Here is a 15497-nt window from a genome sequence, read left to right as displayed (position 1 = left end):
ACTGCCCCGCCCACGGTGGGGCGGGGAATCCGCCTCGCTACCTAGTTTGAACTACGAGGTCACTCAATGGTCCCTCCAAACGGTCATCGGGACTGCGCGCGTGATGAGAAACAGAGCGCGCAGTCCCGTCGCCTACCATCCCGGGCGCTGCAACTCAACACATCTAACAATGAAATACGGGAATACTCACTTCAACTCGCAAAAAGCGTACGATGAATTCATCAGAGGCGTGTTCGAGGAACATGCACCTCTTGATGACGGACAAGTTCATAAACTCGTCACACAATTGACGTCCTCCCACGACTTCAGTCGTGGGCATTCAATCACTCATCACGTGTAAACCGCAGGAGAGAGCTATAACACTACGAAAACAACGAATTATAATACCGCAGAAAGTCAGATATGAACGTTAATGCCAGCAAAATTCAGACTGTTAAAGAGTTTCGAGCAGTAAATGACCCGATTATTCTGCACGAACGAACGATGGAGTGGTTCGATGGGGATTCAACACCAAGTGAAGAGGATATCTATGAAGCGCGCCGTGCACTAATTGACGAGTATCCATTAGATGAACCGATTCCGAAGGCAACGTGGGGTGAAGTTGTTGCATATTGTTTCACAGCATCGATGGATGCTGCGGCGATTAATGCTGAGTTCGTGGGGATTTACGAATACGCGTTCACACAGTTCCTTGAGTCGATGGGCATGGACAGTGATGAGATGTTACCGGATTCCTATGGGTTCTATCCGGGATTGCCGGCAACTGATGAACCGCTGGATCTGGAAGAAGACAATCCACAAATCGTGAATGGCGGACTGGAAGAACACGTTACGGAACATGGGTCGAAAGTTGTAACAGACCGTCACCGTGAATTAGCAGAATCACTGCGAGAAGACATTAAACAGGATCTGGACAAGCATTTTGTGTCGGAATTATACGATGCAGCAGATCGTGATTTTGATGTACCGAAGGTATTCTGGAAAGACGCTGCGGTAGCAACAACTGGTGACGAAACAGGTAACAGCGCCGAAAATAGTGGTAGTGGGCAAACTGGGTTAGACATGTTTTGACACGGTGAATTGCATCGTGACCGCAGTAGGAGTGTGCCGCGCCCGCAAAGACAATTGGTGGCGCGGCGCGCCAATGCCTCGTCGAACACCCACCGCAAACCACTGACCACCCATGCTTGATTCACCACTTCACACATTCACAGACACACACCTCTGGCACGAATCCTTAGGTGCGCTTGCTGCTGAGCATTGCACTCCAACCGAGGACATCCTCATTATTGCACCAAATGGCACCATCGCAACTCCGTTGAAAGACGAACTCATTGCAGAACTCAATGAGACGCCTTCCAATCTCACGCTTTACACAGACACTCAAGACAACACCCCGTTCACACCGGACAAATTCGACACAACAATTCACTACAATCCCTCACGCGGCGTCTTACAACGTCACACACCATTCTATGAAGCAACCAGTATCACCAAGAAAACCGGGACAATCATCTATCGGTCTCCAAACTACCTCGTGCACAGCAACGCTGTCACGCTGGACACACTCTACGCAATGAACTGGAGTACCCCTGATGAACCTAACGTTGGTGCTGTCTTCACCGTAACTGAACAAGGAGACACGAGGAATGCTACTCCCGAAGAAAATCGTGAATGTCACACACTCACTGCGTTCACTAGTGGTGAGACAGCATGACGACACCACGTAAAGACGAGCACGAATTCACAAGTTCTTGGCGATGGACAGAATCGTTCGAGTCATGGGTTGCATCCCTCATCCCGAACGATGCAGACACTATCAACATCTGCGCTGGCTTATCCCCGATTGGCGACATCCGCGTCGATGTCATGTCCCCACTGGACATCATCGATCTCATGCAGGATGACAACAACACCGATCTCGAGGAAGCTCGCAATGCCCTCAGTGGTGTGCTAACTGACGACTACACAGGCCGTGATGTCGTTCAAGAGCTCTACACGGCAGACAACCCGCGCGACCACAAACTTAGTGACCACATCAAAACTGGTGATATGGTATTCGCTGATGTCTTCAGCGAACGCGGACTGCCATTCACGTCGGATTCATTCGACTGGACAATCTGTGACCCGCCATGGAAAGAGTTGAGCACCCACGCCAAAGAAACCCTGTTCGACGAACTTGTACGCATCACGAAGCCCGATGGGAACATCCTCTTCAACGCGTGGTGGGTCGAAACGAATGACCAAACATCGATTGATGCGATTCGTTTTCGGCAAGACACTGATCGATACGCGATGGGGACACCCTCTGTGAGTTATGCAACTCTGTATTCAGTGCATTCATCGCCCGAGGCGGCGAAATATCTCTCGCAAACATTCACTACACGTGAGTACGCACCAGAGTACGCACCAGACCCAGCATCACTCAAAGAGGCGGTCGAGGCGGAAATCGCCTATCGAATTGAGGTCGTTGAAGACCAAGCAGCCGACTCCTACGACATTCGTGCTGTGGGCCCGCAAGAAGACCGTCGGTGTCCACATTGTGGGTGCACAAATCTGATGAAAGCAACGGAAGCCGCAGGGTTTGACCCTGGGTCTGACGGTGGTCTCTACCAGTGCCGAGCGTGTGAATACCCAGTATCGATGAGAGAATTGGATGCGATTGCTGATGGGCACATCCAACGTGTTCGATACAACGCTGGGTTTAGTCAAATTCCAGAACAAGAGCTTTCTGAGGTGTCTGCAACTGACCCACCTGAGGAGTTACTCCGGATGCTTCTGGATGAACCAGGGATGAGTAACCGCGCAGATGTGGAAGATTATCTCCGGTTTGCACTCCCAGTCGGAGAACAACCAACAAAAAGCATCGAGATCGAGCCGGTGCTGGAGAAGACAACAACTGCAACTGGAATGTCCAAGCAGTCCACGTTCGGTGACTAGCTGTCCACTGTTCTTCCCGGTCTTGCTTCATCAACGACGTCATGATGTGGTAGGCGCATCGGTTCGCGGCGGGCACGCGCAAGCGAGGTGAAGTGCCCGCCGCGGCCAATCTGGCCACGGTTCGCACCACGGTGACACCCACGCCAAACTATGCAACAGAGCAATCTTTCAAACATCGATCCAAGTTCCACGCCGGACACGGTTGCACCAACACCTGGTAGTGAATCCGCGTCCCACGTGGAGGCCGCTGTGAGTCGTGAAACCGCAACTGGAGACGAAAAATCAATGGAAGTCCCCGTGGAAATCGGGGAGTTCGAACACCGGGAGGTTCCCAATCCGCAGACTACCACATGGCGACGTATCTGGGGAGTTGGCGAGCTCGGTGATTACCCCTGTGTCGGGACAACGGTCAGCATCACCACTGCGACCTCTGAGCACTGGCAAGTACGCCGAACGCATCATCTCTATAAGGAATCAACGACGAAGTCGTCCTTCCCGTGGAAATCGGGGAGTCCCGACGGGACGCAATCGCTTCTGTCGGCCACAACGCTCAGTGAAGAGTTACCCTCACGAGAGGCTGCTCTTGATGTCGCTCTTGACGTAATGAATGCTGCAAACACGATTGATCCATTGATTCCGCCGGCGATGAATGAGAAACTCGCTGTGGCGTACTGTCGGGAACAGCATCCAGATCACGAACTGGCGAATCGCACTGTCCAGAAGTCAGAGCTCGTCGCGGAAGCCACTGATCTGGATGCGGAAGACCCGATCGGAGACCGTCTCGAAACCATTGAGGAAGTATACGATGACCCTGTGACGCTTGCGGACAATTTCGTCGATAGCAGTGACGACGAAAATGAGTGTGAGGGTGATACCGAGCTGTTGTCGGCGTTTTCCTGGATGGAATCATGGGAGTCTCGTGGGTTCGATGTGCGCGCGGAAATGCCAGCAACACGGGAAATCATTGTCCGGCATCCAGATGCCGGTGAGAAATTCAAAATCCGGGAGATTAGTGATGCGAAGCGCGGATCGGTATTCAAACTCAGCGCGACAGTCAACGGTGAATACGTTGAGCAGCATGGCCGGTCCAAGATGCGAGAGTCGTTCGCAGTTGCGCTTCGTGACCTCTCCCGGTTGATGCGTGCAGAAATCGGAGACAAGCGGTACTACCACCGGTAACACAGCGAATCATGGGACACCAACATCATACCTACGAATTCTTCGGTAGTGATCGAGTCGTTCGCCCACTCTACGGATACGTGACCGATCTCAAAGACGGTGACGTGCCGCGATGGGCGAAGAAACCTACACTCAGTCGTGGAGCGGTAATTCGCCTATTCGATCTTGACCGTGATGAGTTCGGAACGGGTGATATTCCACGGCGGGCTTTACCAGATGGCGTATCGAAAAATACCGGTGGCCGTGGGCCAACGCGATACACTGTAACGCGAGATGCGTATCTCGAGCAGCATCAGGATCGTATTGGAACGGCCGATGACAAATATCGGTATGACACTGTGCGTTTCGAGGTGAATATGCGGAACAGTGGTGTGATTCGATCGCATGCATCTCGTGGCGCAACGGTTCCAGATGACATTCAAAAACGACTGAGTGAAATTCGTGATACGCCGAAGTGGCGTCGGCACGTCGACGGGCACCACGTGAATTTCACGAAGTGGGAGCTTGCGTTCAAGCTGGGGCCACGCGGTGGTATTAACGATGTGCACATCGAGGCTGACCTGAACCACTAACTACTGGATTGGATTGAATAATTATGCGTGAAACACATCTCAACGATTTCGAAGATGTATCGTCCTCGCCAGGAGATCCCGGCAAGCCTGAAACCAGTCCTGCGTTGGAGAATCTTACTCGGGACGCTGTATCTGTCCCTGATCGTGGTATCGACTGGAAAGACAACGTGACGCGTATCGCAGACCTTCTGGCTGTCGTCGAACCGGCTGAGAAAACCACAGTCAAAGGTATCTCAGTTGAACCGGCGACTCTCGGGTACGTGGTCGGTGGGCTCGAAGCATACCGAGACGAAGTTGGTGAAAAGTCGATTCAGCCTCCGAGTTCGTTTTCGGAGATTGAGTCGTGGGCGCCCCACTATGTCGAGCTCACGACGAGTGCATCGGGTGGTGGACCTGGTGAGACGTGGGGCATGGGGATTACGGCATCGCGTCTCAAGCAAGCGATTGTGCTTGCGACGGGTGAGAAATCCTTCCGTGCGGCCGATCTCACGGTAACACCCTGTGGGAAATTCGGATTTATCGTTGAATATCACGGTGACGCCGTTGTAGCGGCTCCTGAAATGGATGTGTCGGCTCCGGAAAGTTCGCTTGTCACGTCTGAGGTGGCAGGCATTGAAATAACGAATGAAGAGGATTCCGGAGTGCTTGACGGACTGCGTGTTGTGATGCCGGTGCTTGAAGAGCAGTTCGGCATTGAAATCACGGAGTTTGACCATCGGGATGCGAATGCACTGTATTTCACGACGGATCAGGATAAGCTCATCCGGTTGAAGGGAACGCATCTGAAACGAGCGACGAATCCGACGCGTGATGTTGAAGCACTCACTGGGTCGAGCACCTATGAGACGGTCTTCACTGATGAAGAGCACACCTACGAGGTGACAGAAGATGATCTGTCGCACACGGTCGGTGAATATGCGTTCAGTAGTAAGGAAAAGGTGACGTTGGGGTATACACTGCGGGAAAAGCGGATTCAGCGTGGGTTGTATCCTGACAAGTACGGTGCTGGCGTGCATGTGCTGGCGCAGCCGTGGTTCTTGTCCGCGAATCCTGACAAGCACGATGACTATATTTCGACTCGGGTGTACGGGTCGAATTGCAAGGACCGGGTTGCTGAAGTCGAATTCGACACACCGGATACAGAGAATCCGGCTGACGTAGAGAATCCCCGCCTCTCGATATAGCAAAACACAATCGCACTACCAACAAGAGGGGATTTTTCAATGTGGCATCGCGTAGCGTTACATAAGATGCCGGAAATCCCGCGTGACCACTATCTCTCGATACGATGCGGGCTCATCAATTCGATTCTCGACGATCTTCGTGGTGAGAAACCTCCAGTTGACTTCCGGTCAGCTATCTCGGATTGTGTCACTTCGAATTGGGATGCTGCGTTTGAGGATATCCCGGAATCTGCCCTTACGAAGCACGCTGCTACAGATGGGTTTGACGCCGCAGCGTGGTTCAGCGATGACACATACCCAGTGCATGAACGGATTCAACTGATTGCGAGAGGTGCTGTCATCAACGATATCCAAACCGTGTTCACACAGCAGACAGATGCTGTGCTTCACGTTCTTCGAGTATTTCATCAACTGGATTGTCTGCTTAGTGCTGATACTGATGTCACACCGACCGAGGTCTGCACTGAAGTAACAATCCAAGGTGACTTGAACGATTCACCAGAAGAAACTGGACTCTCAGAAGCGATGGTTCGTGGCAATGTAAAATTCCCTGTTTTCGAGGGCGTGACCACAAACAGTGTGGGATTCACAGAACAGTTTGCTGGTGTTGAACACTGGTTGTTCGAAACGCATCCCAGCTGGGCTCCCGATACGCGAGACACTCCTCTTGCAAGCAATCATACGGAAGATTCCTCCTCTGAGAGTCCACACACAGCATCACTAACGAACTGACTGACTCTGCACCGTAAGTACTGTGGCAGCGCCCCCAGCGATGGCTGATAGAGGGGCGCTGCCACGCGCAGTTGCCCACGTACTGCGTACCCATGGATATCAACCGCTACGAACAGACGATCAACACGACGGTATCGTTCACTGAGGCAGAAAAACGAGTTCTGAGAGAGACTCGTGACGCCGGGTTCGGCGTCAACTTCCGCGATGAGATACTGAACGGAGATGCCCTATCGTTCGGTGAGCTGGTGATGCTCCGGAATTCGATGGATGTCGCCATGTCTGTAGACCTCTTCAAAGTCACAGATGCCGAAGCGCCGGCAGATGTCATCGGTGAAGGGGAGCTTGCTGAAATCCCGGAATCGCTGCACGCTGACATCTCCGTGATCCTTGACCGGTTTGACGTCGAAACTTAACTCTCCTCACGCATACACACGAATATATGGGATACACTGCTGACCATCCTGACGTTGACGTAACGCCGGTCATTGAGTCGGTGAACCGTGATGACTGGAATGCCCTCTCGGAACCCTGTCCTGAGTGTGGGAACACGACAATCCGTGAACGTCATCTTGCTGGGAATATCCAAACCAGTCGAGAAGTCGCCGACAAGTACGACAAAGATCGTGCCGCGTCACCCATCCAAGATCTGGACGGGTTGAACCAACTGCTGTTCGCCAAGTGCAAGTCGTGTGGGGAAGTGCTGTATATGCACCCTGCGGCGAGCCTTATCGACCAAATCGATTACTAACAACGACAATTCATGAGTCCTGATGTTCCAGAAGCAGGTGCGATTTCCGCTGGTATCGGTGCGTCAAACGATATTCATAGTGAGAAGTTCGAAACGGAGGTTGAGGACCCACACGGGTATACCGTTGTCGTGAGGAGTGTTGAGCCGACAGCGGCCACAGACTGGGAGGACGTGTTCAACTACATGCTATCGAACGGGTATTCCAGGGTGGAAGACAACCTCTCGATCAACCCTGACAAAGTCACTTTCTCTGGGAGGTAACTATGCCACTCCAATATTCTCGCCGTGACGCCGACCAGGTGTTCAACATGCTGCGGGATCGCGTCGAATTGAAGAACGCGATTCAATTCGTAGAATCACTTCAGTCCCACCAGTTTGGCTATCTCCTCGAACTGGAGGCACACGCAGAAGACCTGTATCAGCAACATCCGGAAGGGTTCGAAGCGGATGTAGACGCTGAACAAGAACTGCAAGATGATCTCAAAAACGTTGAGCAGTGGCTTCGGGATCTCAACGCTAACGGTCAAGACACGATTTCAACGTCGAAAGTAATTGATCAAATCGAAGAAGAGACTGGGTACAAATTCGAATTTGAAGACTACTAGCAGCGTTGGAACCAGTATGGCGTGGTGCGGGCGCCAGGATACTGGACTGCACGCCCGCACCACGGGCGTAGCCCTGTTCTTCACAACAGCATTGCATCAGACACGTCCAACAAACATACTCAACCAACACGACCAACCAACACGATAATGACTGAGATTACTCCGTCTGTTTACGAGACTTTCAAGCACCGCGCCGTGACTGACATCATCGAGACGATGCTCAAGCACCGAGAACCAGATGCCTTCCCGAAACTTGCGAACCAACGTGTCGCTGAATCATTCCAAAATGGCACACTTGCTGGGTTCGCACCAACAAGCGTTGTTGAGGTTGCTGACACAACCGCGTTTTCCCTCGGAAACTGGTTCCAGAATGCCGTCGGTGAAACTCCAATCGGCGGGTCAATGCGGCACATTGCCCAAAGTGCTGTCTCTCACGATATTCGTTCCTCAGTGCGCGAACGACGAGATGTAGTCAGACGCGCGATTGATGTAACAGATGCGATTGAGACACTGTATGCGCAGTTTGAAGCTGGGGAGACCGAACATCAGACAGCAGACGTGATGAGTCTCGTACACGAGGTCAATACATACGCAAACACAGACTCGTCTATCGATACTGATGGATTTGGATATGATGAGTTCGGGCCGCAGCACTTCCTCGGTGTTGAACCAGTACCAGCATTCGACTCAATAGGTCTCGAAAATGAGAGCACTCTAACTGTGTCGCCTGTTCTCCGTGTTCTCGAGGATTGGATTGCTGACGAATACCCAAGCATCTACGACGATTTGCCCAGCAACGCCGAGTCCGTTGATCAAGTCACCTCCTGAAACGAGATTTCCCAGTGAGTATTCAGCAGTGCTCAGCGCCGAAGGAAGTTGGTAGTGACTTCGGCGCGTGACCGTCTTAGGTCCCGTGTCTTCCCCATTCACGGGTAATTCACCGCTCAACTACAGCTATGTCCCAAACTGGTATTTCAGAATTTCACGGCGCCCAACAGCACGACCTCACAGAATACCCCGGAATTACGCAAGACAACCAGACTGTCTTGCACGACGCGGGGATCTTCACTCGGAAGTCACTCCGAAAAGCACTCTGGGAGCAGCGCGACATCATCACTAACCTGTTCTCCGGACGAACACAAACCGCGATCGCAGAGGCACTAGACTGGAGTGGGTTCGACCGGACTGAGGTCCGACGGAGTGACACACCGTCCGTGACCGTGCTCGAAGAGGTGAATGGTGAGACACTGAGTGTTCTCACTCCATTCGGTGAGGTTGTTCGCGTTGGGGACACCATTCAGTACGAGACGACTGCGAAAACGTGGGGGAGTTCGAATAAACGCGTTGAGCGAGAACAGCGCGTGTACTCCCTCTACGAGAGTATGGCCCGTTCGAAACGACAGCCAACGTATTCGAACACATCGGGCGACTCTGACTCCGTGTCGCTGAAAGACCCAGATGCCTTCACGGTCGTCGAACGTAGCGACCTCGACAAGTACCGAGACCGATACACGGAATCTCAATGTGACATCGACATCCCAAAAGGTGTAAACGGGTGGTCGCTGGTGACGGCGGAAGCCTACGACTTCCGTGAGGATGACTCGCTGAATCTCACTGATGTAACGAACGTCTACGACGAAATTGTGTGGGAAGCACCAACTGGAACGGAGATCCGTGCGAAATGGCGGAGTACGTACTCGTGTTGGTACTTGTCGGTACCTGAGAACGGCGCCGTCTGTGAGGACAACGTCGATGACACACTGTACGAAATTGACGTGCCTCAAGAGGTCGTTCGCACGACGCGAATCCTTGACTGGGCGCTCAAAGCGATGGAAACCCTCCCAGCAAGCAACTACCAACGCCCGTACGATCTCACAACCGATGTTGAGCTCCCAGACACTATCGGGGACTGGGAACGCAACGAGCGAAAAACGCACGATTCCTGGGTGCAATACCGAAACACAAATCCGAACAGTGAGCTCTCCGAGCATACACTTAAAGTAACATGGTCGGGATCAGCGTCACTCCGCTCGCCACGTGCCCGGAGTGACCTGCCTGACTACACGCCGATAGCTGAAGACACCGAGTCCATCGGACCAGACCAATTACTTCTCCAACTGAAATTCACTGAAGAACCCTACGGTGACCGTACTCGTGACAGATTCGACGCAGCGTTCCCAAGAATACAAACATGGATGAAAATGCAGTCTGGAACCACGAAAATCGCCGATCTTCCCAAAACTGGTGAGACAATCGACCTCGGAACTATCGACAACTAAGTAAGATGGCTCAGAAAGAATATTACTTCGTCGGGGACATCAAGTTCTGGCGAAACAATCCGGAACACGACTGGAAGATCCAAATACAACCCGTGGAAGGCGGCACACAGAGTACGGCGATTAGTAACCACGGGTTCGAATTGTTCACAGAACTCCTCGACAAACGCGATGAGCCACTCGTAGAAGATGAAAACAGCCACATCACCATTGACGGCGACGAATATGTCCGCGTGAATACGATTCCCGAGTCTCAAGAAATTGAAGCTGTAGCCGAGTACATCGCCAATTATCTTCCACATCGGCATTACGAAGTGCGAGACTGCACAAGTGGATCGTTCGAAGGTGGGTGGCATATTTACGCTGGGCCAGTCCGTGACGGGCCGGATGCAGCTGACATCCTGACTGAAATCGAATAAAACATCGCGCTGATTTGGTGGCCGACAAATTTCCGGTTTTTCTTTGCCGTTGGCTTCCTGAGATGGTGTGAACCGATCCGCGTGACAGGCGCGAGCGCGCCGAGTAAGAGCAGTGAGTGGACTCGGCGCGCCGCGGTGCCCAGACCGCGTAGCGGCCACATTCCCACCCACGTAGGAAACTATGACTGAAGCCATCAAACAAGCACTCCGTGTCGCTCGGCACGCCGTCGTTGACCTGTATCTCGCCGGCGGAAACGGGCGGATCTACTGGCCGTATCGCCTTCAGCCTGCCCGGCAAGGAGACACAACGCCGTCTGTGCGTCGAAAATCAACGAAGTACATTCTCGACAGCGGACTCGACGACGACATCACGAACGAGGACTTGCTTCGGTGGGCCGAAGAACGTGACCCGGACTACATCATCCCGAACGACGAGGTCCGTGACGGTGACACATCGTCTGAAGAAGCAATCACAACGACCGCAGAACGCGTCGCCTCGTTCCTTGATAGCGTCGAAGAACGAGATTTGAACGCAACGGTCCTAGTGCCGCTCCAGCCGCCGTACCCGGAGCACTACAAACATCTCATCGAGGAATACCCACGACAAGCGCGACGTCGGCATTTCGCACTGGGCGGGCTGAAAGCGGCGACACCAGAACAACAGTTGGAACACATCTACTCGTTCCGTGAGAGCGTCGGGTGGGACGCATACGCTCACGGGTTCGGGCTCGGCTTCTCGAAACCGCTCATCAAGGCGCTGCGTGATGATCCTGGCCTGCTCGATTCAGTTGACGCATCGACGGTGCAACAGCACGCGAACAGCGGTGAAATCGCTGGCACGTCTCGGAAACCGGTGTACGTCGGGCCGGCAACTGGTGATGAAGTGGCGACGGTGACGAGTCACTACATCGGAGCTGAGATGACGGACGTTGCCCGCATGCTCGCGCCTAGCATCACGGATGACGATGAAATCGAAGCGAACTGGGAGAAACTGAATGTCCCAACACCGGATCACATAGACACGACTGCGGAGTCCGTGTCGGAAACACAAGAAACGTTTTCGAGTTTCGCGCAGTCTGCGAGTGATACTGATGACTGATGTGAGCCTCACCGTCACGAACGATACAGATCGACTCCAAACTGCATCTCGATCACCAGTCAACGTGTTCGTCCCGGAACTCGACACGGCACAGTACGTGAGTGACTACAAAGGTGACTACTGGCCGTTCCGGACAATCACGCTCGAAGAGGCAGTTGAAGTTAACGACCGTGCGCTCATACGAACGCTAAACCGGTGTGAGTCATTCCAGATTTCACTCTCACCTGGAAGCCGCGCTGGTGGCCCGCTCGACCTGTACGAGAAAGCGACAAGCATCGGTGAAGATAACATGAGTGCAGATGCGGTGATTCCCCGTCCGATTGTGACTGGGCGTGGTCGGCAGTTCCAGCAACTCCTCGATGCGTACGAAGCGTTCGACTTCAAGACAGCACCGAAACTCATCCTCCCGATTACACGGCCGTACAAGTCTGCGGCGAACATCGCTGACAAGCTGTTCTCGCCGGAACTGGACAAGATGAATGGCGGGCACCCGTGGGCTGATGAGATTCTTCGACATCCGCCTGGATTCGCGTTGCTCAATGCAGGCTACCTGTCGGTGGGTAACCTGTCCACGGTGCTGCTGGACGTGTTCGATCAGATGCCGGGCGACGTTGAACTCCACTTATCGAACGTGTACCCAACAGTGGGGTTAGCAGCGTTGCTGCGACATCATCAGAATTTGGTGCAGAGTCTCAGTATTGCACCAGAGGCGATTGAGGCAATCGCGTTGAATCTCAAAACCACGACGAGTGAGAGTGCTGCATTCAGTAAGAAGGCGAAGCGTGACTTGCAGAGTAGCGTTGAGCCAGGCGTGGCGCTGGCTGCGGAGTTTAGTTTCCTTTGCTCGCAGTACGTTGCAGATGACCAGTTTTCAGAAGCTGCAACGCAATCAATTATCCCATTCGCAACTGAAGAGGCAATGCCAGCGAACGTGTATGACAGTTCAAAAGCATTCTCGCGGCAGGTCCCACCAGATATGGTTGGATCGATCGGAGTAACGAATAATGATCTGAAAGCAACGCGCGGGTCATGTCTCTCAGAATTTTGTTAGCAGAACCACACCTCTCGAGAGCACATCGATGATCTCAACAAACGGGCTGTGCATCTTACACAGTAGTGGGTGTCGTCACGCTGAGCGTGTAAAATGAACTCAGCGTGACGACAGTCTTGCCACCCAAATAAACAATACAAGGAGATTTCAACCCATGTCAATGACAAATGATTCGTACTTAGGGACCGACCTCCCAGACAACGTTAGAAGCGCTCTTACTCGCAGTGATGAAGTATTCCGAGATGCCACTGAGAACCACGAATTTGAGAAGGTTTTCGCAGCTGTCTCGGGCGGGAATGATTCAGGGACAGCACTTGAAGTAGCCTTTCGCTCTGATGAAATCGATCTTGATGGCGTCGTTTTCATTGACACTGGGATTAATGTATTTCAAACCAAGGAATTCGTCAAACAGGAAGCTGAGAAACGAGGGTTAGAATTCCATTGTATTGATGAAGAGTACGTCGAACCATACCGTAGTTACGAAAATCTCGTACTCGTTTATGGGTTCCCTGGACCGCCACAGCACTCGTACATGTATGCAAATCTGAAAGGTGAACGGCTAAATGGATTCCTGGATAGTTTCGACGGGAAAATCGGTCTCATTAGTGGTGTGATGAAAGATGAAAGCGACCGGCGGAAAATGAACATCGGTGACGATGCCATTGAAGAAGACGGTTCAAGCGTCTGGATTTCCCCACTCTACGATTGGTACGAATCTACCGTTGATACATACCGTGAACACCTCGAACTGCGAGAAAATGACGTCACGGCGCTATTGCACGTCAGCGGTGACTGTAATTGTGGTGCTTACGGGCACAGAGATGAGCTCCGAGAGTTGCTAAACTTCTATCCAAACGCCGCAAAAAAGATTGAACAACTCGAACGGAAAGTCGTCAAACGGGCTGAGCAAGGAAAAATCCCAGCTGAATTCGCACTGTGGGCACACGGTCGAGACAACCTTCTAGACATCGACTTAGATGACAATACCAGACAGACGAACATCATGTGTAGCGGTTGCGAAAACCGTGTTGAAGAAACATATGAGCACTCTAATGAACCACTAACTGTCGCTGAAGGATACTTGCGGAGCGACGAACACTCTCTCACCGAAACACTGGCGGTTTACTGTGTTGACTGTGATATCGTCGTCCAAGATGGAAGAGAACACCGAGAAACGGTTCATCCTGATGCTGGGGCTTCGCCAAATGACCTCGACATCCGTGCCATCCCTAGCCGGTGCAGCGATATTGGAAATATACGTTGGACAGAAGGTGAAATCTCAACTAAACATCCCGATGGTGAATTTTGTGATGGGATAACTGAATACCACGATTGGGTCAAGTACAATGGTCCGAACAACGTTGCAGAACGAAAATGCACTAACTGTGGTGCTTTTGAAGTCCCAGCTAGTCCTGAAGGGATCACAGCAGACATATGGCCTTACACAGCTGGAGAAACTCCTCATAACCCAACCGCACTCAAAGCAAATCACCTCCGTGGAGAACATCAAACCGAATTAAACAGTTTCGCAGACTCTCCAAATCCAAGCTGATTGCAGACAGGTAATGGGTGAAGGCTTCAAGTTAGAATACACCATACCTTCACCTAGAAGATGGGAGTATCCCGACTAGAACAATCACCAGTGAAGAATCCAGTACTCGTGCTGGGAGTTTCTCTCATTGTGATGACTGGTGTGCTTGCGATAATTGTTAACCGTCCTCTCCCTATAACACTCGCACAATCACTACTACCGATTATAATCGGTGGTGCATTAATCGTTCACGGGTGGATGAGTGACCCAGAACCTGTCACACAACACTTCCAACTACTTCTCAAATGGGTTCTCGGTGGGATTGTTTCATTTTTCCTCATCGGTGCATGGTTCGGAATCCTATCTCGACTGCTAAACACTTCATATATATTTGCAGTCTACACGTCAATAGCGACTGGGACTGCCCTCGGTGCTACTATTGGGATTTACGCCACCCGGCTCCATGCCGTGAACGCGGAACTCGAAGACAAAACTGCTGAACTATCAGAAAGAACAACCGCTCTCGAAGAAAAGAAAGAATTCCTCAAAACACGATCTGAACGCCTCCAAGACTTCGCAAGCATCGTATCTCACGATGTACGGAATCCCCTAGCTGTCGCATTGGGTCGATTAGAAATGCTTGACGCCGACGAAGAACAAATAGCGACGATTCAACGGCAACTAAACCGGATTGACACAATAATCGAGGATGTGTTAACATTAACTCGAGAAGTTGAAGGGGAAATTGAGACAACACAAACGAATATAGAAGCCACTGCAAAACAGGCATGGGCGTCAATTCAATCAAAAGAGGCCGAACTTGTAATCGAAGACAAAGCGCTGGTAGAAGCTGATGCAAATCTACTCCGAGAACTCTTTGAAAATCTATTCCGGAACAGCATTGAACACGGTGGTGCTGATGTAACGATCACAGTCGGCTCCCAGAATGACGGATTTTACATTGCAGATGATGGGGAAGGAATCCCGGAAGAAAACAGAGACAAGATCTTCAACACCGGATTTACGACAGGTGAAGGAACAGGGCTCGGGATGACAATCATTACACGAGTTGCAGAGGTTCACGGGTGGGACATATCAGCCAGTGAAAGCAAAGAAGGCGGTGCTAGATTCAATATCAGCACTAAATGAAAGAGAGGGTTT

The 15497-nt window shown here is 51.9% G+C and carries 18 protein-coding genes; all 18 read left to right on the top strand.

The window, feature by feature from the left end; translation table 11 throughout:
• The first annotated feature begins 402 nt into the window (after nucleotides 1-402).
• The 18 genes from QYL91_RS16665 (at nucleotide 403) to QYL91_RS16580 (ending at nucleotide 15485) form a co-directional block, all read left to right on the top strand.
• Complete coding sequence (locus QYL91_RS16665) at nucleotides 403-1071, top strand: hypothetical protein (protein WP_302084001.1); 669 nt, start codon at nucleotides 403-405, stop codon at nucleotides 1069-1071.
• A 112-nt stretch (nucleotides 1072-1183) separates the two neighbouring features.
• Nucleotides 1184-1717, top strand: a complete 534-nt coding sequence (locus QYL91_RS16660; protein ID WP_302083999.1) for a hypothetical protein — start codon at nucleotides 1184-1186, stop codon at nucleotides 1715-1717.
• Nucleotides 1714-2940: a hypothetical protein gene (locus QYL91_RS16655; protein ID WP_302083997.1), complete on the top strand. Its 1227-nt coding sequence runs from the start codon at nucleotides 1714-1716 to the stop codon at nucleotides 2938-2940. The genes QYL91_RS16660 and QYL91_RS16655 overlap by 4 nt, the downstream gene beginning before the upstream one ends.
• Before the next feature lie 249 nt (nucleotides 2941-3189).
• Complete coding sequence (locus tag QYL91_RS16650) at nucleotides 3190-4119, top strand: hypothetical protein (RefSeq protein ID WP_302083994.1); 930 nt, start codon at nucleotides 3190-3192, stop codon at nucleotides 4117-4119.
• A gap of 11 nt (nucleotides 4120-4130) precedes the next feature.
• A complete protein-coding gene (locus QYL91_RS16645) occupies nucleotides 4131-4691 on the top strand; it encodes a hypothetical protein (RefSeq protein WP_302083992.1) in 561 nt (186 codons plus the stop codon).
• Between the two features lie 23 nt (nucleotides 4692-4714).
• Nucleotides 4715-5875, top strand: a complete 1161-nt coding sequence (locus tag QYL91_RS16640; protein ID WP_302083990.1) for a hypothetical protein — start codon at nucleotides 4715-4717, stop codon at nucleotides 5873-5875.
• Nucleotides 5876-5941: 66 nt separating this feature from the next.
• The gene (locus tag QYL91_RS16635; protein WP_302083988.1) at nucleotides 5942-6607 is read left to right on the top strand and encodes a hypothetical protein; all 666 of its coding nucleotides are present in this window, start codon (nucleotides 5942-5944) and stop codon (nucleotides 6605-6607) included.
• 92 nt (nucleotides 6608-6699) lie between these two features.
• On the top strand, nucleotides 6700-7020 hold the full coding sequence (locus QYL91_RS16630; RefSeq protein WP_302083986.1) for a hypothetical protein: 321 nt from the start codon (nucleotides 6700-6702) through the stop codon (nucleotides 7018-7020).
• 26 nt (nucleotides 7021-7046) lie between these two features.
• Nucleotides 7047-7355 carry a hypothetical protein gene (locus tag QYL91_RS16625; protein WP_302083984.1) on the top strand — a complete coding sequence of 103 codons (309 nt, stop codon included), beginning with the start codon at nucleotides 7047-7049 and terminating at the stop codon, nucleotides 7353-7355.
• 12 nt (nucleotides 7356-7367) lie between these two features.
• A complete protein-coding gene (locus tag QYL91_RS16620; RefSeq protein WP_302083982.1) occupies nucleotides 7368-7616 on the top strand; it encodes a hypothetical protein in 249 nt (82 codons plus the stop codon).
• Between the two features lie 2 nt (nucleotides 7617-7618).
• On the top strand, nucleotides 7619-7960 hold the full coding sequence (locus QYL91_RS16615) for a hypothetical protein (RefSeq protein WP_302083980.1): 342 nt from the start codon (nucleotides 7619-7621) through the stop codon (nucleotides 7958-7960).
• A 147-nt stretch (nucleotides 7961-8107) separates the two neighbouring features.
• Nucleotides 8108-8788: a hypothetical protein gene (locus QYL91_RS16610; protein ID WP_302083977.1), complete on the top strand. Its 681-nt coding sequence runs from the start codon at nucleotides 8108-8110 to the stop codon at nucleotides 8786-8788.
• 128 nt (nucleotides 8789-8916) lie between these two features.
• Entirely contained in the window at nucleotides 8917-10239 is a 1323-nt protein-coding gene (locus QYL91_RS16605) for a hypothetical protein (protein ID WP_302083975.1), read from the top strand.
• A 5-nt stretch (nucleotides 10240-10244) separates the two neighbouring features.
• Nucleotides 10245-10655 carry a hypothetical protein gene (locus QYL91_RS16600; protein ID WP_302083973.1) on the top strand — a complete coding sequence of 137 codons (411 nt, stop codon included), beginning with the start codon at nucleotides 10245-10247 and terminating at the stop codon, nucleotides 10653-10655.
• Nucleotides 10656-10836: 181 nt separating this feature from the next.
• A complete protein-coding gene (locus QYL91_RS16595; RefSeq protein WP_302083971.1) occupies nucleotides 10837-11754 on the top strand; it encodes a hypothetical protein in 918 nt (305 codons plus the stop codon).
• A 97-nt stretch (nucleotides 11755-11851) separates the two neighbouring features.
• The gene (locus tag QYL91_RS16590) at nucleotides 11852-12805 is read left to right on the top strand and encodes a hypothetical protein (RefSeq protein WP_302083969.1); all 954 of its coding nucleotides are present in this window, start codon (nucleotides 11852-11854) and stop codon (nucleotides 12803-12805) included.
• A gap of 154 nt (nucleotides 12806-12959) precedes the next feature.
• Nucleotides 12960-14357: a phosphoadenosine phosphosulfate reductase domain-containing protein gene (locus tag QYL91_RS16585; protein WP_302083967.1), complete on the top strand. Its 1398-nt coding sequence runs from the start codon at nucleotides 12960-12962 to the stop codon at nucleotides 14355-14357.
• 60 nt (nucleotides 14358-14417) lie between these two features.
• A complete protein-coding gene (locus tag QYL91_RS16580) occupies nucleotides 14418-15485 on the top strand; it encodes a sensor histidine kinase (protein WP_302083966.1) in 1068 nt (355 codons plus the stop codon).
• Nucleotides 15486-15497: the final 12 nt, after the last annotated feature.

This window comes from Salinibaculum rarum (assembly GCF_030505615.1).
Lineage (GTDB): Archaea > Halobacteriota > Halobacteria > Halobacteriales > Haloarculaceae > Salinibaculum > Salinibaculum rarum.
This window is presented reverse-complemented; position numbering and strand designations above follow the sequence as displayed.

What these genes read in the sequence shown, in the direction of transcription:
- QYL91_RS16665 (WP_302084001.1), top strand. Translation starts at nt 403, where the DNA reads ATGAACGTTAATGCCAGCAAAATTCAGACTGTTAAAGAGTTTCGAGCA.
- QYL91_RS16660 (WP_302083999.1), top strand. Translation starts at nt 1,184, where the DNA reads ATGCTTGATTCACCACTTCACACATTCACAGACACACACCTCTGGCAC.
- QYL91_RS16655 (WP_302083997.1), top strand. Translation starts at nt 1,714, where the DNA reads ATGACGACACCACGTAAAGACGAGCACGAATTCACAAGTTCTTGGCGA.
- QYL91_RS16645 (WP_302083992.1), top strand. Translation starts at nt 4,131, where the DNA reads ATGGGACACCAACATCATACCTACGAATTCTTCGGTAGTGATCGAGTC.
- QYL91_RS16640 (WP_302083990.1), top strand. Translation starts at nt 4,715, where the DNA reads ATGCGTGAAACACATCTCAACGATTTCGAAGATGTATCGTCCTCGCCA.
- QYL91_RS16635 (WP_302083988.1), top strand. Translation starts at nt 5,942, where the DNA reads ATGCCGGAAATCCCGCGTGACCACTATCTCTCGATACGATGCGGGCTC.
- QYL91_RS16630 (WP_302083986.1), top strand. Translation starts at nt 6,700, where the DNA reads ATGGATATCAACCGCTACGAACAGACGATCAACACGACGGTATCGTTC.
- QYL91_RS16625 (WP_302083984.1), top strand. Translation starts at nt 7,047, where the DNA reads ATGGGATACACTGCTGACCATCCTGACGTTGACGTAACGCCGGTCATT.
- QYL91_RS16620 (WP_302083982.1), top strand. Translation starts at nt 7,368, where the DNA reads ATGAGTCCTGATGTTCCAGAAGCAGGTGCGATTTCCGCTGGTATCGGT.
- QYL91_RS16615 (WP_302083980.1), top strand. Translation starts at nt 7,619, where the DNA reads ATGCCACTCCAATATTCTCGCCGTGACGCCGACCAGGTGTTCAACATG.
- QYL91_RS16610 (WP_302083977.1), top strand. Translation starts at nt 8,108, where the DNA reads ATGACTGAGATTACTCCGTCTGTTTACGAGACTTTCAAGCACCGCGCC.
- QYL91_RS16605 (WP_302083975.1), top strand. Translation starts at nt 8,917, where the DNA reads ATGTCCCAAACTGGTATTTCAGAATTTCACGGCGCCCAACAGCACGAC.
- QYL91_RS16600 (WP_302083973.1), top strand. Translation starts at nt 10,245, where the DNA reads ATGGCTCAGAAAGAATATTACTTCGTCGGGGACATCAAGTTCTGGCGA.
- QYL91_RS16595 (WP_302083971.1), top strand. Translation starts at nt 10,837, where the DNA reads ATGACTGAAGCCATCAAACAAGCACTCCGTGTCGCTCGGCACGCCGTC.
- QYL91_RS16585 (WP_302083967.1), top strand. Translation starts at nt 12,960, where the DNA reads ATGTCAATGACAAATGATTCGTACTTAGGGACCGACCTCCCAGACAAC.
- QYL91_RS16580 (WP_302083966.1), top strand. Translation starts at nt 14,418, where the DNA reads ATGGGAGTATCCCGACTAGAACAATCACCAGTGAAGAATCCAGTACTC.